The sequence below is a fragment of the Paenibacillus sp. JT31N11 genome, from assembly GCF_056269285.1.
Genome location: NZ_JBWDNQ010000001.1, coordinates 339560 through 360190 on the forward strand (window position 1 = coordinate 339560; position 20631 = coordinate 360190).

The following is a 20631-nucleotide window of genomic DNA, read 5'->3' on the forward strand; positions in this document are numbered from 1 at the left end:
GGGTTATAGACATATGAGAGTCGTTGTGCAGCGAAGCAAGCATGCGGCCGTAACCATCGATGGCGAGACGGTGGGCTCCATCGAGCAAGGTCTTGTCTTGTTGGTAGGTCTTACGCATGAAGATACCGAAAACGATGTCCGCTGGATGGCTGATAAAATTGCGGGCTTGCGGATTTTTGAAGATAACAGCGATAAAATGAATTTATCCATTCTTGATACCGGAGGGTCCATTTTATTAATTTCCCAGTTCACTTTGTACGGCGATTGCCGAAAGGGCAGGCGTCCCAATTTCATGGCTGCGGCCAAGCCGGAGCAGGCCGAAGCGCTGTATTTAAACTTTAACGAGGTGCTGCGGTCCAGTGGGCTTCATGTGGAGACGGGGCGTTTTGGGGCAGTGATGGATGTCTCTTTGGTCAATTGGGGTCCGGTCACTCTTTTATTGGACAGCAGGCAATAAGGGAGTCAGGAAGAGAATTTATTCCAAACCGGCCGGACACGGCTTAATTCCGGGCGCATGGGCAACACTAGTAACCATATAAGCTTAAAAAGGCGATGCAGCGGGAATGGAGAATTCATAACCCGGCTGGTTTTTCCTTGAGACTTGGCGACAGATCTTTTTATCTGCCGCCTTACGGACTCTGGACGACTTTTTTAAGTAAATGGGTGAAAAGGGGTTTGCCGCCATGCACCAGTCGCGTAAGGAGCAAGGTATGGAACGATCCTCCAGGAGACTGCTTCAGGCGGACCGCCGGGAAGCATTGATCTTCTCGGAGCTTGAGGAGGAGATCGCTGCCGAATGGTTGGGCGGGGCAGTGGCTCCACGCCGAGAAACTCAGGGCGAGCGCGGCAGTTGAGGATGTGCAAAGAGAGGAGAGGCCGTAGCTGAAGTGAGGCCTCTTTCTCATCTTGTGCGGAGAATGTTGTGATTTTTTCTAATCAAACATTGCTTGCATCTCCATGTAGGTAATTTTTTTGGAATGTCGAGCACGGTTGTGAAGTGTGAAAGGAAACGCTTTTAATTTTGTAATGAAAATGTAACTTATTTTCAATGTTCCTATAACATGTTGAACCTATAATAAAGGTCGACCCCCTTTTTTGAATATATTATTGATGGACCTACAACATTGTTTGTAGGTTTTTTTCTTTTTACATTCACCTCCCTGTATCCCTCCACAGGAGGGACCCCAAGGGCCGCCGGCCCTCTGGACACCCGGAATGAATAACGTTGGCGGCACAGAGAAACGCATGGAAGTTACTTCTCACCATGGATCGTTTTCGTCCCTTGCGGGACACACTTCCTTACTGTGCTCCCAAGTCGCCTGGTGGACTTCGCCCCATAATAACGTTGGTGTGACAGAGCCGGTTTTTGAGTGATGTTTAAGTTTGATAAGTTTACTTTTCAGTCTCCAGTAACGTAAACGTGAAAGTTTAAATAGTTGCATGAATGCGCCCTCTGTTCCCCAAACGTTATTCCAGTCCCAAAGGGACATCAGGTGCCCCGAGCGCAGAAAAAGTAAAAGTGGGTCCTGCAAGGGACGAGAACCGAGGCAACCTCGCAGCAGCTAACCCGCTTGGCAGCATCGCCAACGTTATTCTGCCGGGAGTCCAGAGGGCCGGACCCCTTTGGGGTCCCCCTCCGGGGGATTTAGGGGGCAGCTGCAGGTCCCGTCAGGGACGAAAGCTAGAAACCATAATAATTACGCTGATGCGCCCTCTGTTCCCCAAACGTTATTCCAGTCCCAAAGGGACATCAGGTGCCCCGAGCGCAGAAAAAGTAAAAGTGGGTCCCGCAAGGGACGAAAAACGAGGCGACCTCGCAGCAGCTAACCCGCTTGGCAGCATCTCCAACGTTATTCTGCCGGGTGTCCATAGGGCCGGAACCCTTTGGAGTCCCCCTCCGGGGGATTTAGGGGGCAGCTGCAGGTCCCGTCAGGGACGAAAGCTAGAAACCATAATAATTACGCTGATGCGCCCTCTGTTCCCCAAACGTTATTCCAGTTCCGAAGGGACATCAGGTGCCCCGAGAGCAGAAAAAGTAAAAGTGAGTCCCGCAAGGGACGAAAAACGAGGTCACCTCGCAGCAGCTAACCCGCTTGGCAGCATCGCCAACGTTATTCTGCCGGGAGTCCATAGGGCCGGAACCCTTTGGGGTCCCCCTCCGGGGGATTTAGGGGGCATCAACAGGTCCAGTCAGGGATGAAAAATAGAAACCATAAATAGTCACGCTCATGCGCTCTCTGAACCCCAAACGTTATTCCAGTCCCGAAGGGACACCAGGTGCCCCGAGCGCAGAAAAAGTAAAAGCGGGTCCCGTCAGGGACGAAAAACGAGGCCACCTCGCAGCAGCTAACCTGCTTGGCAGCATCGCCAACGTTACCCTGCCGGGAGTCCAGAGGGCCGGAACCCTTTGGGGTCCCCCTCCGGGGGATTTAGGGGGCAGCTGCAGGTCCCGCAAGGGACGAAAAACGAGGCGACCTCGCAGCAGCTAACCCGCTTGGCAGCATCGCCAACGTTATTCTGCCGGGTGTCCAGAGGGCCGGAACCCTTTGGGGTCTCCCTCCGGGGGATTTAGGGGGCATCCCCCTTGACAGCCCCCATTCCCATCGCTACAATGATTGTTATATTGTGTCGATCCAGTGATGGGACCGCGTCGTTCAACCCGCACCAATTCAGAGAGGGATTCCTTGGCTGCAAGAATCCTCGGCGTGCATGAACGAACAGACTTCCCGGAGGACAATCGGTGAACCGCAAACGGACTGCATCAGTTCCGTTGCACATTAGCCGATCTGCGTAATCGGGCGTTAACCGGGTAAAGCGAATCAATGCCGTGCTTGCTGGCGGTCTGATTCGAAATGTGGGTGGTACCACGGAAGCTTCGTTTATCGCAGCTCTCGTCCCTTTTGCCTTATTTTGATAAGGCAGGGGCGGGAGCTTTTTTGGCCTTATAGAGCGTAGAATCATCACACACGTATCTAGTCCAATAAGGTACAAGGGGAAGAGGGCTATCTGCCCGGAAGCCGTTGCAGCCGGGTTTTCCCCATCAGATGCAATTGAATTGGTATTTGCGAAGGAAGGGCCATTATAAGAAGGAGGGGTTAACGATGGGGTTTCAGAAGCCGCCTGGAACGCAGGATTTTCTGCCTGGTTCTGTAGAAAGATGGCAATTTGTAGAGAGCAAAGCACGCGATATTTGCCGACGGTTTAATTTCCGGGAAATCCGTACACCGATTATTGAAGCGACAGAATTGTTTCAACGGGGTGTGGGAGAAGCGACGGATATTGTAGAGAAAGAGATGTACACATTCATGGACCGCGGCAACCGCAGCATCACGCTCCGCCCGGAAGGTACCGCAGGCGCAGTACGGGCTTTTGTCGAGAACAAGCTGTATGGGGAACCGGATTTGACGAAGCTGTATTACATCGGCCCGATGTTCCGCTATGAACGCCAGCAGGCAGGCCGCTACCGCCAGTTTCACCAGTTCGGCGTAGAAGCGCTCGGCGCGGTTGACCCCGCTCTCGATGCGGAAGTCATTGCGCTGGGCTATATGTTCTATAAAGAAATTGGCCTTAGCGGAGTGACCGTGGAAATCAACTCCGTTGGAACGCCTGCTGTTCGTGCCGCATTTCGCGGTGAGCTGCTCGGCTTCCTGAATCCGATTCGCGGGCTGCTGTGCAAGGATTGCCAGGCCCGGATCGACCGCAATCCGCTGCGTGTGCTGGACTGCAAAGAGGATCAGCATCTTTTTGAAGGCGCCCCGTCCATTCTGGACAGCCTGGATGAGGAGAGCAGGACGCATTTTGAGGGTTTGCAGCGCAGCCTGACTGATATGGATATCCCGTTCACGATCAATTCCCGGCTTGTGCGCGGTCTTGATTATTATACGCACACCGCCTTCGAATACAAGGCTGCAGGCATCGGCGCTATCGATACCGTAGGCGGCGGCGGCCGCTATAACGGACTGGTTGCCGATATCGGGGGTCCTGATCAGCCGGGCGTCGGACTTGGACTTGGTTTGGAACGCGCAGTGATTTTGCTTGAAGCGCAGGGCGTGGAGCTTGAGAATTTGAACGGGGTCGATGTCTACCTGGTTGCGCTCGGCGAAGCGGCAGAACGCGAGCTGACGAAGGTGCTGCAGCAGCTGCGCCTGCGCGGCATTGCGGCAGAACGGGATTATCAGGGGAGGAAAATGAAGGCCCAGATGAAATCAGCGGACCGCCTGCAGGTACGCTACACCGCGATACTGGGCGATGACGAGCTGGCCAAGGGCGAGATTGCTCTGAAGGATATGACAAGCGGCGAGCAGCGCTTCGTTCCGCTTGACCGGCTGGCCGATGAAATTCTGGGGTAACGACAGTTTTTTTCTTAATGTACGATCCGGATTTGTGTATGGCCAAAAATACGAACACACCTTAAAAGGAGTCGACTCTAATCATGATGTTGAAAACTCATTCTTGCGGCTTGTTAACGAAAACGGAAGTAGGCCAGACCGTTACATTGAACGGCTGGGTACAGCGCCGGCGCGACCTCGGCGGCGTGTTGTTCATTGATCTTCGCGACCGTACAGGCATTGTGCAAATCGTCTTCAACCCGGATTTCTCCGGAGATGCGCTGGCTGTTGCAGACCGCGCGCGCAATGAATATGTACTGGCTGTCAAAGGTCAGGTAGTCGAACGCGATGCGGAAACGGTCAATGCGAATATTGCAACAGGTGAAATTGAAATCCGCGTTACGGAAATCGAAATCATGAACGCGGCCAAAACACCTCCATTCCCTATTGAGGATGGCGTGGAAGTGGATGAATCGGTACGTTTGAAATACCGCTATCTGGATCTTCGCCGTCCGGAAATGCAAAGAACGCTTCAGCTTCGCTCCAAAGCGGCCAAAATATTCCGCGACTTCCTCGATGGAGAAGGCTTTATCGATGTGGAAACGCCGATCTTGACCAAAAGCACGCCGGAAGGCGCGCGTGATTATCTGGTGCCAAGCCGCGTACACGCCGGCGAATTCTTCGCGCTCCCACAGTCACCGCAAATCTTCAAGCAGCTTCTGATGGTCAGCGGACTTGAGCGTTATTATCAGATCGCCCGCTGCTTCCGCGATGAGGATCTGCGCGCCGACCGTCAGCCTGAATTTACGCAGGTGGACATCGAGACCTCCTTCCTGTCGCAGGAGCAGCTGCTTGAGCTGATGGAGAAGCTGGTTGTCCGGCTGCTTAAGGAAACCGTACAGGTCGACATTCAAGCCCCTTTCCAGCAAATTACCTATGCCGATGCCATGAACAAATACGGCTCGGATAAGCCTGACCTGCGTTTTGGCCTGGAGATGGAAGATATCACGGATATCGTGAGCACCAGCGATGTTAAAGTATTCGCCAGCGTAGCGGCAAGCGGCGGCGTTGTAAAGGCGCTCAATGCCAAGGGCTGTGCCAGCTGGAGCCGCAAGGAGCTGGATGACCTCCAGCCGTTTGCATCGCGTTACGGCGGCAAAGGCCTGGCTTGGGTAACGGTCAAGGAAGGCGAATGGCGTGGACCAATCGTGAAATTTTTCAAGCCGGAGGAAATCGCTTCGCTTACCGAGCGTCTTGGCGTGGAAGAAGGCGACTTGCTGCTGTTCTCGGCCGATAAGAAGAAAGTGGTCGCCGATGTGCTTGGCAATTTGCGCCTGAAGATCGGCAAGGATCTGGGCCTGATTGATGAGTCGGCCTTCAAATTTGCTTGGGTTGTGGATTTCCCGCTGCTTGGCTGGGATGAAGATTCCAAACGTTTCGTGGCGGAACATCATCCGTTCACCCGTCCGAACGAGGAGGATCTGGCTTTGTTCGACACGGATCCGGGTCAAATCCGCGCGCAAGCGTACGATCTGGTGCTCAATGGGTATGAAGTGGGCGGGGGCTCCATGCGTATTTACAAACGCGAGGTACAGGAGCTAATGTTCAAGGCGCTTGGCTTCTCTTCCGAAGAAGCGCATGAGAAGTTCGGCTTCCTGCTGGATGCATTTGATTATGGAACGCCGCCGCATGGAGGAATCGCTTTTGGCTTCGACCGTCTGGTGATGCTGCTTTCCGGCCGTACCAATCTGCGAGAGACGATAGCTTTTCCAAAAACGGCAAGCGCAACCGATCTGATGGTCGATGCCCCATCCGAGGTCGATTTGTCACAGCTGCAGCAGCTTCATATTCGCACGCTTCCCAAGCCGGTAAAACAGACGGAAGCCGCAGCAGCCGCTGCCGGAACGCCAGCTGAGTAGACTTGCGGGAAAGCTGCACATTTAACATAGACCTCGTGTAAACAAGGACGGATCGATCCCGGTACGGCTGGAGCGTTCCCCCGGGTTATCCGGCGGGGATGCATGCCTATAAGACAGAAGTATCGTACTGAGAGGCTGTCCTTGCTTATGCAGGACTTTTAGGAGGTGCTGTACCATATGCTACATCAATTTTCGCGTACGGAGCTTGCTATCGGCCCTGAGGGCCTTGAGATCATGAAGCGGAGCACTGTCGCCGTGCTTGGCATTGGGGGAGTAGGCTCCATTGCTGCAGAGGCGCTTGCCCGAACCGGTGTGGGCCGTATTATTCTGATTGACAAGGATGTTGTGGATATCACAAACATCAACCGGCAAATCCATGCGCTCACAACTACAGTGGGCCAGCCCAAGGCCGATCTCATGCGGGAGCGGATCAAGCTGATCAATCCGGATTGCGATGCGATTTCGCTCAGGATGTTTTATACCGAAGAGACCTATGAGAAGCTGTTCGAATACGAGCTGGATTATGTGGTTGACGCGTCCGATACCATTTCGTACAAGATCCATCTCATCAAGCAATGTCTGGAACGTAAAATTCCGATTATTTCAAGCATGGGCGCCGCCAACAAAATGGATCCGACGAAGTTCCAGGTGGCGGATATTTCCAAAACGTCCATGGATCCCATTGCCCGCGTCGTTCGCACGAAGCTGCGCAAGGACGGGATCAAAAAAGGCGTGAAGGTCGTGTTCTCGACAGAGGCGCCGCAGAAGCCGCGTGAGGATGTTACCCAGCGGATCGTGCCCGATAATGCGCCGGAAATTCGCAAGGCTCAGCAGCCGCCGGCCAGCAATGCATTTGTTCCTCCGGTGGCGGGTCTTATCATGGTTAGTGTCGTTGTTAAAGATTTGCTACAAGCAGGAGGACAAACACCGTGAACGCAGCCTTAGTGAATAAATTACGTCTTTCTCTGGATATGCGGGCTTTGATTCTGGAGCCGCCATCTCCTGATTATTTGGAGGAGCTGAGCGTCAGCGGGGAATCGGTCGCCTATGATCCCAAGCTGGCCGGCTCTTACGATTTTGTACTATTGTTTGCACCCAGTATTGCCGATTTGAATGAGCATGCACCTATTGTCATGGAGGCGGCCAAGGATGACGGCATGGTCTGGATCTGCTATCCAAAAGGCACGTCCAAGATCAAAACGGATCTTAACCGCGACCGCGGCTGGAATGTGTTGAAATCGGCAGGCTGGGAAGGGGTATCGTTAGTTTCGCTTGATGATACCTGGACCGCTATGCGCTTCCGTTCACCGGTAAAGCCCAAGCCCAAGAGTTCCGGCAAGCGTCCGGCAAAGAAAAAGATCAACGCTGCCCCTTCACAGGATACTCCGGCAGTGGACAAGCAGGAATAATCAAATACCGCGAATAAAGAACCGTTTCAGTGAAATCATGAGATATGATGACATTGATGCGGTTTTTTTTGTGCATATCAACAAAAGTTGCCTTTGACAAACTTTTTTGTGGGTGTACAATGAAATGAGGAAACAATTCAAAAGCATTGGCATACATGTAGGGAGTAGATATTGGATGACATCGAGAGGTGAGGGCAAGATGAATGAATCAGCACCCGTTGTAAAAGAAACAGGCTGGCGGAATGAACGGGTTTCGTCATCGCTTCCGGAAGTATACCGTTCCATGAAAATACCGAAGAATGGATCATGGTTTCGTAAATTTCTTGCCTTTGCGGGTCCCGGCTACCTGGTGGCTGTCGGATATATGGACCCCGGCAACTGGGCAACGGATATAGCAGGCGGCTCCATGTTTGGATACACGCTGTTATCGGTTATTTTACTATCTAATCTCATGGCGATTTTACTGCAGGCTCTTGCCGGGAAGCTTGGAATTGTTACGGGCAGGGATTTGGCTCAGGCTTGTAAGGATCATTACAGCAAACCGGTTGCGATGATGCTGTGGGTTCTGTGTGAGTTGGCTATTGCCGCATGCGACCTGGCTGAAGTTATCGGTTCTGCGATCGCGCTAAACCTGCTGTTCGGTATTCCATTGATCGTCGGTATTATGATTACGGTCGTTGATGTTCTGCTTATTCTTTTGCTGCAAAATAAAGGTTTCCGATATATAGAAGCTCTAGTCATTACGCTGATCGTTACTATAGGGGGCTGTTTCCTGGTTGAATTATTTCTGTCAAAACCCGAAATCAGCGGCGTACTGAAAGGCTTCATCCCAAGCAGTGAAATTATTACCGATCCGAAAATGCTGTACATCGCCATTGGGATACTAGGCGCGACAGTCATGCCGCATAACCTGTATCTGCATTCTTCCATCGTCCAGACGCGCCAGTTTGAACAAACGACACTGGGTAAACGTCAAGCCATTAAATATTCGACCTGGGATTCGACGATAGCCTTGTTTTTCGCACTGTTCATCAATGCGGCTATCCTGATCGTCGCCTCGGCGACCTTTCACACTTCGGGTAATACCGGCATCGCAGAGATTGATGATGCCTACCATATGCTGGCTCCGCTTCTGGGTACGACCGCCGCAAGCGTCTTGTTCGGAGTAGCGCTTCTGGCGGCAGGTCAGAACTCGACGCTGACGGGAACGCTGGCCGGTCAGATCGTGATGGAAGGCTTTCTGAATATTCGCCTCAAAGCTTGGCTGAGGCGCCTGATCACGAGGCTGATCGCCATCATTCCGGCCGTAATCGTCACCATGCTGTACGGTGAAGAAGGAACGATGGATCTTCTGATCCTGAGTCAGGTTATCCTGTCGCTTCAATTATCATTCGCCGTCATTCCGCTTGTTAAGTTCACAAGCGACAAGCTGAAGATGGGGGAGTTCGCCAACCCGCTGTGGCTCAAAATTCTGGCATGGGTTGTGGCGGTCGTGATCGCGGTATTGAATATTTATCTGCTCGTCCAGACTTTTCGTGGATAAGAGCCGGATATCGTAAATGTCAAAGCAAACGGCAGTTCTCCGTTGATGCTGGCCCCTTTTTTCAGGGCAGGGCCCCATCACGGAGAGCTGTTTTGTTTTATCCAAGGAAAGAATCTGACTCATGCGAAGCTTAGTCAGTTTGACTTAGAGAGATGCCTGCCGGGTAGCGAACATTTGTGCTTGTATGTTATGATGACAGTATTATACAGACATAAATGATTCCAGGGGCGAATCTTGCAAAGGTAGTGTTATGAATGGATTTATTCAATTATCAGGAAACGACGGATTCCTCCAAAGCCAAGCTGTTGGCAGACAGGATGCGACCGCAAACCATCGACGAATATATCGGACAGGAACAGATAGTCGGCCGGGGCAAGCTGCTTCGGCGGGCAATCGAGGCGGATCAGGTATCCTCGATTCTGCTGTATGGACCGCCTGGCTGCGGCAAGACCACGCTAGCCCATATTATCTCCCGGAGAACACAAGGGGAGTTTGTCAAACTGAATGCGGTGGATGCCACGGTCAAGGATGTTCGTGCGGTTATAGAGGAAGCCAGGCTGAACAAGTCCATGTATGGGCGTAAAACCATTTTGTTTTTGGACGAGGTGCACCGCTTCAATTCCTCCAGGCAGGATGCCTTGCTGCCGGCTGTCGAGCAGGGTGTCATTGTATTCATAGGAGCAACGACGGAAAATCCGTTTCATTATGTGAACGGAGCGCTTTTGTCGAGATCCACCTTGTTTCAGCTGGAGGCACTGACCCGTGAGGATGCGCTTGAAGCGATGCGGCGGGCGCTGGCTGACAAGGAGAAGGGCCTGGGCTTTATGGATCTGCATGTTGAGGAAGAGGCGCTGCAGCATATTGCGAACAAGGCAGGGGGCGATATCCGAAGAGCGCTAAATGCCATCGAACTCGCAGCTGTAACAACGCCTTCGGAGCAGGATGGGTCCGTACGGATTACGCTTGAAGTGGCGGAAGAATCAATCCGGATGCCGACCATCAGAGCGGATGAATCCACGCAGTACGATGTGCTTTCGGCTTTCCACAAAAGCGTCAGGGGCTCCAGCGATGCGGCGCTCTTCTGGTTCCTGTATGCGGTCGAGAAGCTTGGAATGGACCCTATGACTTTCATCAGGCGGCTTATTGTCGCCTGCAGCGAAGATATCGGACTTGCCAATCCGCAGGCTATGGTGCAGGCGGTTACAGCTATGGATGCCTATCACAAGATCGGCTGGCCGGAGGCCAAATACAATATTGCGCAGGCCATTCTTTTCGCGGTCGAGAGTCCCAAATCGAATGCTGCGGCGGTGGCCATCGGCAATGTCATGAATGCCATTGAGGCGGCAGGCTCGGCAGAAGTTCCGCTTCATCTGCGGGATGCCCATTACAGCGGTGCGGAGCAGCTTGGCCATGTTGGTTATCAATATCCGCATAATTTTCCCGGGCATTATGTCAAACAGCAGTATCTGCCTGATAAAATCCGCAATAAAACGTTTTACGAGGCTACCCAGCAGGGAATGGAAGATAAAATCAGACAGAATCAAGAGCGGCGAAATGGGCGTTAAACGACGAGTTTCTTTATAAAAGTAAGCAAGAGCAAGTAAAATGTGCATAAAGGTCAACCTTTACCGAATATTCATTACTATAGACTCGAAAATGACCACATGCAGCATTCACCACGTTTGACGTAAAGTTAGCATTCGACTAATCTTAGATTATAAACTTTTATTATAATTTTCATGGCCAGAAGGAGGTGCACCTGTCGTTGCTACCGTCGTTCCTTACAAGCGACAAGCGGCAGACAGGGAATCGTTGAATAGTGACCCGTTACCCATATTGTGGAGTGGTGTTTTGATTTTGTTGCTTGTCTTTTTGAATGGTTTTTTCGTAGCTGCCGAATTTGCAATGGTGAAGGTGAGAAGCAGCCGAATCGACACACTCGTACAAGACGGCAATCGCCGTGCGCGTTTTGCCTCGATGTTGACAAACAATTTGGATGCGTATTTGTCCGCTTGTCAGCTTGGCATTACGCTCGCTTCGCTCGGTCTCGGGTGGATTGGAGAACCGGCGCTCAAGCACTTTATTGAGCCGATTATGCTTAAACTGGGCTCCAATGAGACGGTAATCTCTACGGTTTCATTTGCAATTGCATTCTCCATCATCACGTTTTTGCATATCGTGCTTGGTGAGCTTGCTCCAAAAACAATCGCCATTCGCAAGTCGGAAGATGTGACGATGTGGACTGCCATGCCGCTCATCGTTTTCCGCAAAATTATGTTCCCGTTCATATGGTTCTTAAACGGCACTGCCAACTGGATGCTGACACGGATCGGTATTGAACCTGCTTCCGAGCACACCTTGGCGCATACGGAGGAAGAAATCCGTATCTTGATGAAAGAAAGCCACAAATCCGGTCTTATTGATAATACAGAGCTCGCACTCGTTGATAACATATTTGATTTTGCCGAGACGAATGCCAGAGAAATCATGATTCCCAGGACCGAGATGGTATGCTTGTATGCCAATTTCTCCTTTGATGACAATCAGGCGATCGCACTCAAGGAGATGCATACCCGCTATCCCGTATGTGATGGTGACAAAGATAATATTATCGGTTTCGTTCATATTAAAGACATGCTGAAAGTGACGACGGCTCCGGGCATTTCGGATCTTCGCCAGATTACCCGCCCAATGACAACAGTGCCCGAATCCATGCAGATCAGTACACTCTTAAAGCTGATGCAGAAGAAAAAGACGCAGATCGCCATCCTGATTGACGAATATGGCGGTACATCGGGGCTTGTGACGCTGGAAGATATCATGGAGGAAATCGTCGGGGAAATTCAGGATGAATTCGATGAGGAACGTCCGGATGTTGAACGCAAGGATGAATATTCCCATTCCGTAAGCGGGATGATGCTGATTGAAGAAGTCAACAGCTACTTCGGCATCGATATTGAAAGCGATGATTATGATACGATAGGCGGATGGATGTATGCACAGATTGAGATACCGCCGACTCGCGATCAAATGGTATATCACCCCGACGGCTATGAGTTTATCATTGAAGAAACAGACCATTTACGTGTATCGCGAATTTTAATTCGCAAACGATCGGAAGAAGCGTTTAATCCTGTACAGGAGCTTCAAGTCGATACCGGTTAATATAAAAAAATAAGGGATTGTCCCCGTCATGAATCATGATGGAGGCAATCCCTTTTTTGGCTTTATAGCATTAATTCTGCAAACCAGAGGACGGCAGGAGGCTGCTTTAGGTTCATCTTCAAGACTTAATCCTGATGAACCTGGTCTATTGTGCCGCCGCCCAGACAGATATCGCCATCGTAGAATACGACGGCCTGCCCGGGGGTGATCGCTTTTTGCGGGCTGTCAAATACAACTTCACCGGTCAAGCCGTCACTGCTCAGCTTCAGGGTGACGCCCTGATCCGGCTGACGGTAACGGAATTTGGCGGTACAGCGGGCAGCGCCCTCCGGCTTCACATTGGCGATCCAGTTGATGCCTGTGGCGGTAAGCGAGTTTGAGTACAAGCTGGAATGCTTGTCTCCTTGTACGACATACAATATATTTTCGCTCAGATCCTTGGCTGCGACAAACCAGGGTTCTCCGTTTCCGGAGCCGCCGATGCCAAGTCCCTGACGCTGACCTAAAGTGTAATACATCAAGCCATCATGACGGCCCTTCGTTTCGCCGCTTTCGATATCTACCATTATTCCGGGCTTGGCCGGCAGGTAGCCGCTCAGAAACTCCTTGAAGTTGCGCTCCCCGATAAAACAAACACCGGTGCTGTCCTTCTTCTTGGCCGTTGCAAGCCCGAACTCCTCCGCAATTCTTCTCACTTCCGGTTTGGGCAGATGTCCGATTGGGAACATCGCTTTAGCCAACTGCTGCTGGCTCAATGCGTGCAGGAAATAGGTTTGATCTTTATTGCCATCGATACCGCGCAGCAGGCGCGATTCTCCATTGTCCAGCTGTTCAAGCCGTGCGTAATGACCCGTTGCCAAATAATTGGCGCCCAGATCCAGTGCTTTTTGAAGAAACTCACCGAATTTGATTTCACGGTTGCACATGACATCCGGATTCGGCGTGCGTCCGCGCCTGTATTCGTCCAGAAAATAAGCAAATACCTTATCCTGATAGGCTTGTTCAAAATTGACGGTATAATAAGGAATACCGATCTGATCGCAGACGCGCCTTACATCTTCGGCATCATCCTCTGCTGTGCAGTGGCCGAATTCGTCTGTATCATCCCAGTTCTTCATGAATATGCCGATCACATCATAGCCTTGCTGCTTGAGCAGTAGGGCAGTGACGGATGAATCCACACCGCCGGACATGCCGACAACTACGCGAATTTGACTGTTACTCACCCTTGATTCACCACCTTGATTATTACAATGAGCGGGTACATCCTGTTATATTGAAAAGAAGGTTTGCTCATAAGTTTCTTTATTGTAGCATAATTTGATAAACTTTTTCATGAAGTAGTCAAGCTTTTTTCCCCTAAAGCGCATTTCGTATGTTAACATATATATGTTATGGGAATACCATGATTTAGAAGTGTATAGACCAACCTACCTTAAATACAGATATATTTCAAATGAAGAAGAGGTGTCGAAGTTGAAGATTTCAACTAAAGGACGTTACGGATTGACCATTATGATGGAGCTTTCCAATAAATTCGGGGAAGGCCCCACATCACTGAAAAGCATTGCGGAGCGAAATAATTTATCGGAGCATTACCTGGAGCAGTTGATTGCGCCGCTGCGGAATGCGGGACTTGTCAAAAGCATCCGCGGCGCATACGGCGGCTATATTCTCTCCAAGGAACCGGAATCCATTACTTCCGGCGATGTGATCCGGATACTGGAAGGGCCGATTTCTCCGGTTGATTTTACAGAAGAAGACGACCCTGCCAAGCGGGATCTGTGGCTTCGCATCCGGGACAGCATAGCTGAGGTGCTGGATTCTACCACTCTTGCGGACCTGATCTCCTATAAAGAGAATGGTGAAATCGATTCATACATGTTTTATATCTAAGAATGAAAGCATGGTTTGACGGGATAATGTCAAGGCCCGAAAGGCCGGTAAGGGTGAAGGAACGATGGCTTTAATTTATTTGGATCACGCAGCAACAACACCTCTCCATCCTGAGGTGGCCAAGGCCATGATGGAGGTTTATACGGGTGAACCCGGCAACGCGTCGAGTATTCATCATTTTGGCCGTGCGGCGCGTCAGCGGCTCAATCATGCACGGGATATTATTGCATCAGCGGTGGGCTGCCAGCCTTCGGAGCTCGTTTTTACTTCCGGCGGCACGGAGAGCGACAATACCGCTATCACGGGTGCGGCAAGAGCAGGCAAGCATAAAGGAAAAACACATATCATTACATCGGCGGTGGAGCATCATGCGGTGCTGCATACCTGCGAGGCATTAGTGAAGGAAGGATTTCAGTTAACCGTCCTTCCGGTCGATTCGGATGGCCGTGTATCTCCCCTGGACGTGGAGAAGGCGATCACTGCAGAGACAGCGCTTATTAGTGTGATGTATGCCAACAATGAAACCGGAACCGTACAGCCCATCGAGGAAATTGGCGAAATTGCCCGTTCGCGAGGGGTTCTCTTTCATGTGGACGCCGTTCAGGCGCTTTCTTTGCTTCCGATCGATCTGAAGGGTATGCCGGTCGACTTGATGAGCTTCTCAGCCCATAAGATTAACGGACCGCAGGGAGTCGGTGCTTTGTATGTTTCCAAACAGACATCTATCATGCCTTTGCTATATGGCGGTTTGCAGGAAAGAAAACGGCGTGCAGGAACCGAAAATGTGGCTGGAATCGTAGGTTTCGCCAAATCGATTGAACATTCTGTGAATTCATGGCAGGAAAAGAAACTTTTTATGGACGAGCTTCGTTATAAATGGATAGATAGTATGCGCAGGATAGTCGGCTCTGAGCGATTGATCATTAATGGCCACGATACGCTGAGAGTACCGCATATTATTAATGTCAGCTTTATCGGTTTGAATACGGAGACGATGCTGATGAACCTGGATTTGGAAGGGATCGCAGCGTCAAGCGGCTCAGCCTGTACTGCGGGAGCACTCGAGCCGTCTCATGTGCTGGAAGCGATGGCTTTGCCGCCGGAGAGATTATCGTCTGCCGTACGTTTCAGCTTTGGTTTGGGGAATACTTTGGAGGAACTTGAGATTGCGGCAAAAAAAGTTGAAACTTTTTACAACCGCATCCGTACTAATGCCTAGGAGGCCTCCAAACCCTTTGATCCGATTACAGCATATGATTGGACTTCCTGTTATTGAAGTCAGCAAAGGCAAGCATGTAGGCTATGTAAAAGACGTCTGGTTTAACGAACATTGGCAGCTTGATGGAATAGTGCTCGATGCCGGGAGGCGGTTCTTATCCGCCATGAAGACCGTGCGCTGGAGTGAGGTTCTGATCTGCGGCGGTGACGCCGTTCTCGTCATGAATGAGGCATCGGTCCGCAAGAAGGAAACCGTTGAGGTTCAGCGGACTTTTCACACCGGGCTTGTCCATTTGAAGGATTTGCCGATCGTTACGGACCTCGGCGAGCAGCTTGGCCGGGTATCGGATGTTTATTTTGAGGATTTACTGGGTACACAAATAGTAGGCTATGAGTTGACAGATGGGTTTATAGCGGATTTGATGGAAGGCCGCAAGTGGCTGCCCGCTCCGCGCGATGCTGATCTTGTCCTGCTCGGGGAAAATGCGATTATCGTTCCGGCCGGCATTGAGGCATTTATGGAGCCGGTCGCCGCTTCTGATTCGGATATAGGGAGAAATGAAACATGAGATGCCCAAACTGCAACTCGAAAGATATCGGGAAAATCGGATCCCACCAGTATTACTGTTGGGGATGCTTCATTGAATTGACAGTCAATGGCGATAAAATGTCTGTCTTTCAAGTGGAAGAGGATGGCACGTTAAGCTCGCTCGACGATTTGTTTTTTGAAGAGGAAATTCCTCAGATTCATGCAAATTAGTAAGGGTCTGCAAGAAGAAACGCCTGATGGACGTCCTATGGCGGCTCAGCGAGTTGAAACGATTATAAATTCTATAGGTTTTTAAAAAAGGCGGCCGAAAGGCCCGTCTTTTTTTGTGGACTTTTTTGGCTAAACCCGCCAACCGGTGATTGGAATTAAACGGCACTCCGCAATTACAAAGGATGAATTCCCTGCCTTGTACATATACTGTACGGAAGAACGATTCTGGACAGGTTCCTAAGGGTCGTGCGGGGGGACGAGTATGGAGCGCTTTACTAACAACCGCTTTTTTGCTTGGCTCATATATCTGATTTTGGGGCTGATTTCTTTATATTTACTCCTGTTGGTGAAGCCGATCATCGTGCACATCTACGGATTTCTCAAAGCCGTTCTGGCTCCTTTTCTCATTGCCATGATTGTTTCGTACGTGTTGAATCCGATCGTGAATTTACTTAATGAACGGAAAGTGCCGAGAACGATGGCGGTGCTGCTGATTTACGCTGTGTTCTGTGCTTCGCTTACGGTAGTGCTTATCAATGCGATCCCGATGTTTCTGGAGCAGCTGCAGGAGCTTAATCAGCATATGCCGGATTTGACGATGCGTGCGCAGAGCCTGGTAAATGATTTGAACAATACATCATTTCTGCCGGAAAGCATCCGCAGCGGGATCAATAATTCGTTGTATAAGCTGGAAAAACAGTCATCCGATGCGATTTTTGATTTTGTCAATAATATTGGGGCGATGCTCAACGTCATCTTTATCGCATTCATTATCCCATTTCTGGCCTTTTATATTATGAAGGATTTCAATGTCTTCGAGCGCACGGTGCTGACTTATGTGCCCAGAACCCACCGCAACCATGCTGTAAGACTCATCAAGGATATCGATAATGCGCTTGGCAGCTATATCCGTGGGCAATTTCTCGTTTGTCTGATTGTCGGCATTCTGGCCTATATCGGTTACTGGATCATCGGGATGCCCTATCCGCTGCTTCTTGCAAGCGTGGTGGCGATTACGAATATTATTCCTTATCTCGGACCGTTCTTCGGCGCGGCGCCTGCGCTAGTCATGGCATCCACCATATCGATGAAGATGGTGCTGATGGTCGTTATTGTCAATACCGCCTGCCAAATCCTTGAGAGCAACGTCGTATCCCCCCAGGTCGTAGGCAGGACGCTGCATATGCATCCATTGTCGATTATTTTTGCCCTCCTGGTTGGGGGTGAACTGGCGGGCATGGTGGGGATGATTCTGGCGGTGCCGATTTTTGCGGCCCTGAAGGTCGTCGTTCAGCATATATTCGCCTATTATGTGCGCCGAAAGACCATTTGACAGCAGGCCTGCTGTGTCGCTATACTAAATGCAAATAAGTCAATTGCATGACTGCCAAAGCGTAGATGAAACTATAGTAGGCTGTAGCCCGCCAATCAGAGAAAGAATTTCTTCGCAGATTGCTTGCATGAAGAGCAATACTGCGTCGGCTGAGAGAATTCTATTGGCGAAGAACCGCTGAATGCTGGTTTCGGAGTGTGAAAGAACTTCACCGGTTGGGCCCGTTAACGCCCGCTTAAGGAGATTGCCCATATTGGGATTACCGGTCGGAAGAGATTTCTTCCCTGCTGGTGTTCGTGGCAATAACCAGGGTGGTACCGCGAATGATTCGTCCCTGTTTTTAGGGGGCGTTTTTTTTATTTTCAATTTATGATGGAGGTTGATTCTTTATGAAAGCCAGTGAGATCCGTTCCAAATGGCTCGCTTTCTTCGAAAGCAAAGGCCATAAAATCGAACCAAGCGCATCGCTCGTACCGCATAACGATCCTTCCCTATTGTGGATTAATGCCGGAATGGCCCCGCTTAAATCGTATTTCGACGGCCGTGTCATTCCGGATAATCCGAGAATCGCCAATTCCCAGAAATGCATCCGCACCAATGATATCGAGAATGTGGGCAAAACGCGCCGGCATCATACGTTTTTTGAGATGCTGGGCAACTTCTCGATCGGCGATTATTTCAAGGAAGAGGTTATAACCTGGGCCTGGGAATTTCTGACGAGCCCCGAGTGGATCGGCTTTGAGCCGGATCGCTTGTCGGTGACGGTATATCCCGAAGACGAGGAAGCCTTCCGTTACTGGAATGAGAAGATTGGTCTGCCTGCAGAGCGGATCTACAAGCTGGATGAGAACTTCTGGGATATCGGCGAAGGACCATGCGGCCCTTGTACGGAAATCTTCTATGACCGCGGGGACAAATACGGCGATCTGAGTGATCCCGAATGCTGGCCTGGCGGGGAGAATGAGCGCTTCCTGGAAGTGTGGAACCTTGTTTTCTCACAATTCAACCATAACAAGGACGGCAGCTATACGCCGCTCCCGAACAAAAACATAGATACCGGCGCAGGTCTGGAACGCTTCGCATCGATCCTTCAGGATGTGGATTCCAATTTTGACACGGATCTGTTCCGTCCGATTATCAATCAGACCTGCCAGATTGCCGGCGATTCCGTTCGTTATGGGGCCAATGTGGAGCATGACATCGCATTAAAGGTTATTGCCGATCACATCCGTACAGTTGCTTTTGCCGTAGGAGATGGCGTTCTTCCGTCAAACGAAGGACGCGGTTATATTATCCGCCGCTTGCTGCGCCGTGCGGTCCGCTATGGCAAATCGCTGGGCGTAGACCGGCCTTTCCTGCATGAACTGGTCGCAGTAGTAGGCGATATCATGGGTGTCTACTACCCCGAAGTTGTTGAGAAACGGGAATTCATTGAGAAGGTCATCCGCACGGAAGAGGAGCGTTTCCACGAAACGCTGTCGGATGGTCTTGCGCTGCTGGATGAACTCGTACGAACGGCCAAGACGGCCGGCCAGAAGGAAATCAATGGTCCGGATGCGTTCAAGCTGTATGATACCTACGGATTTCCGTTTGATTTGACCGAGGATTATGCGTCAGAACAGGGTATGACGGTAGATCGCGAAGGCTTCGACACAGCAATGGAAGCGCAGCGCGACAGGGCGAGGTCAGCGCGACAGGATACGGGCAGCATGAATGTGCAGGGCGGTCCGCTTGCGAATTTCACCGAGAAATCGGAATTCATCGGCTATGATGAGCTGACAGCCGAAGGGGCAACGGTGATTGCCATCGTCAGCGGCCAGGAGTCGGTAAGCGAGGCTGGTGAAGGCAGCCGCGTTCTTGTGCTGCTTGACCAAACGCCTTTCTATGCAGAAAGCGGAGGACAGGTCGGCGACCATGGGATGATTACAGGAAGCGACTTTACGCTGATTGTCGAGGATGTAACCAAAGCGCCGCATGGACAACCGGTTCATCACGCCCTTGTTACAAGCGGAACGCTGCGTATCGGCGATCGTGTTCAAGCCGCTGTCAGCAGACAAACGCGTGAAGCGACCGTTAAGAATCACACCGCAACTCATTTGCTGCACCGCGCGCTTAAAGATGTTCTTGGCGAGCATGTCAATCAGGCGGGATCTCTCGTTGAGCCTGAGCGCCTGCGCTTTGACTTCTCCCATTTCGGCAGCATCAGCGCCGAGGAGCTGAGTGATATTGAACGCCGTGTTAATGAACAAATCTGGATCGGAACGCCGCTGCAGATCGATTATAAATCGCTGGCCGAAGCCAGGGCAATGGGAGCTATGGCACTCTTCGGCGAGAAGTATGGCGATGTCGTGCGTGTCGTGCGCGTCGGAGAATACAGCCTTGAACTATGCGGCGGCTGTCATGTTGCCAATACGGCGCAGATTGGGCTGTTCAAGCTGGTAGGCGAAAGCGGAATCGGCTCAGGTGTCCGCCGGATCGAAGCGGTTACCGGCCGCCATGCCTATCTATATGTAGAGAGCCAGCTGGATCTGCTCAAGCAATCTGCCGGATTGCTGAAATCGAATATGAATGAAGTGCCAAAACGGATTGAAGCATTGAATGCGCAAGTGAAGGAGCTAGGCCGGGAAAATGAATCGCTTCAAAGCAAGCTTGGCCGCATTGAAGCAGGCTCTCTGGAATCGCAGGCGAAGACTGTGAACGGGGTTACGGTTCTGACGAGTCAGGTCAATGCGCCGTCCATGGATGCGCTGCGCGGCATTGTGGATGAGCTCAGAGCAAAGCTCGGCGAAGCCGTGATCGTTCTTGGAGCCGTTTCAGAGGACAAGGTCAATCTGGTGGCAGCGGTATCTCCTGAGCTCGTCAAACAAGGCTACAATGCCGGAAAAATCATTAAAGCGGCAGCGGCAGCTTGCGGCGGAGGCGGTGGCGGACGCCCTGATATGGCCCAGGCTGGCGGTAAAGATCCGTCTAAATTAGGAGAAGCGCTGCAAATTGCGCAAGAACTGGTTCTATCCCAGGGAAATGTGATATGATTAGCTATATTACCGTTTTTAAGCGACT

General features: G+C 51.1%; 16 protein-coding genes. 15 read left to right on the plus strand and 1 reads right to left on the minus strand.

The window, feature by feature from the left end:
* The first annotated feature begins 13 nt into the window (after positions 1-13).
* The 9 genes from dtd to AC0YNV_RS01615 all read left to right on the plus strand — a co-directional run bounded on the left by dtd (position 14) and on the right by AC0YNV_RS01615 (position 12364).
* Positions 14-457, plus strand: a complete 444-nt coding sequence (dtd, locus tag AC0YNV_RS01575) for a D-aminoacyl-tRNA deacylase (protein ID WP_475765285.1) — start codon at positions 14-16, stop codon at positions 455-457.
* A 226-nt stretch (positions 458-683) separates the two neighbouring features.
* Entirely contained in the window at positions 684-854 is a 171-nt protein-coding gene (locus AC0YNV_RS01580) for a hypothetical protein (protein WP_475765286.1), read from the plus strand.
* A 2247-nt stretch (positions 855-3101) separates the two neighbouring features.
* A complete protein-coding gene (gene hisS, locus AC0YNV_RS01585; protein ID WP_475765287.1) occupies positions 3102-4349 on the plus strand; it encodes a histidine--tRNA ligase in 1248 nt (415 codons plus the stop codon).
* 83 nt (positions 4350-4432) lie between these two features.
* Positions 4433-6247: an aspartate--tRNA ligase gene (gene aspS / locus AC0YNV_RS01590; RefSeq protein WP_475765289.1), complete on the plus strand. Its 1815-nt coding sequence runs from the start codon at positions 4433-4435 to the stop codon at positions 6245-6247.
* 177 nt (positions 6248-6424) lie between these two features.
* Complete coding sequence (locus AC0YNV_RS01595; protein ID WP_475765291.1) at positions 6425-7180, plus strand: tRNA threonylcarbamoyladenosine dehydratase; 756 nt, start codon at positions 6425-6427, stop codon at positions 7178-7180.
* Positions 7177-7656, plus strand: coding sequence for a hypothetical protein (locus tag AC0YNV_RS01600; protein ID WP_475765292.1), 480 nt, complete (start codon positions 7177-7179; stop codon positions 7654-7656). Before AC0YNV_RS01595 ends, AC0YNV_RS01600 begins: the two co-directional genes overlap by 4 nt.
* Positions 7657-7855: 199 nt before the next feature.
* Positions 7856-9199 (plus strand): Nramp family divalent metal transporter, encoded by a 1344-nt coding sequence (locus AC0YNV_RS01605; RefSeq protein ID WP_210045740.1) that lies wholly within the window; start codon positions 7856-7858, stop codon positions 9197-9199.
* Between the two features lie 254 nt (positions 9200-9453).
* Entirely contained in the window at positions 9454-10764 is a 1311-nt protein-coding gene (locus AC0YNV_RS01610; RefSeq protein WP_475765293.1) for a replication-associated recombination protein A, read from the plus strand.
* Between the two features lie 247 nt (positions 10765-11011).
* Entirely contained in the window at positions 11012-12364 is a 1353-nt protein-coding gene (locus tag AC0YNV_RS01615) for a hemolysin family protein (protein WP_210045691.1), read from the plus strand.
* Between the two features lie 125 nt (positions 12365-12489).
* Here the strand turns inward: AC0YNV_RS01615 and mnmA are convergent, their stop codons facing one another.
* Positions 12490-13590: a tRNA 2-thiouridine(34) synthase MnmA gene (gene mnmA / locus AC0YNV_RS01620; RefSeq protein WP_475765295.1), complete on the minus strand. Its 1101-nt coding sequence runs from the start codon at positions 13588-13590 to the stop codon at positions 12490-12492.
* A gap of 250 nt (positions 13591-13840) precedes the next feature.
* Between mnmA and cymR the strand changes: the two genes are divergently transcribed.
* The 6 genes from cymR (at position 13841) to alaS (ending at position 20603) form a co-directional block, all read left to right on the plus strand.
* Positions 13841-14260 (plus strand): cysteine metabolism transcriptional regulator CymR, encoded by a 420-nt coding sequence (cymR, locus tag AC0YNV_RS01625; protein WP_210045693.1) that lies wholly within the window; start codon positions 13841-13843, stop codon positions 14258-14260.
* A gap of 64 nt (positions 14261-14324) precedes the next feature.
* Positions 14325-15479: a cysteine desulfurase family protein gene (locus tag AC0YNV_RS01630; protein WP_475765297.1), complete on the plus strand. Its 1155-nt coding sequence runs from the start codon at positions 14325-14327 to the stop codon at positions 15477-15479.
* A gap of 16 nt (positions 15480-15495) precedes the next feature.
* Complete coding sequence (locus AC0YNV_RS01635) at positions 15496-16047, plus strand: PRC-barrel domain-containing protein (RefSeq protein WP_210045695.1); 552 nt, start codon at positions 15496-15498, stop codon at positions 16045-16047.
* Positions 16044-16238: a hypothetical protein gene (locus tag AC0YNV_RS01640; protein ID WP_210045696.1), complete on the plus strand. Its 195-nt coding sequence runs from the start codon at positions 16044-16046 to the stop codon at positions 16236-16238. Before AC0YNV_RS01635 ends, AC0YNV_RS01640 begins: the two co-directional genes overlap by 4 nt.
* Before the next feature lie 262 nt (positions 16239-16500).
* Positions 16501-17571, plus strand: a complete 1071-nt coding sequence (locus tag AC0YNV_RS01645; RefSeq protein ID WP_210045697.1) for an AI-2E family transporter — start codon at positions 16501-16503, stop codon at positions 17569-17571.
* 389 nt (positions 17572-17960) lie between these two features.
* Positions 17961-20603, plus strand: a complete 2643-nt coding sequence (gene alaS, locus AC0YNV_RS01650; RefSeq protein ID WP_475765299.1) for an alanine--tRNA ligase — start codon at positions 17961-17963, stop codon at positions 20601-20603.
* Positions 20604-20631 lie beyond the last annotated feature (28 nt).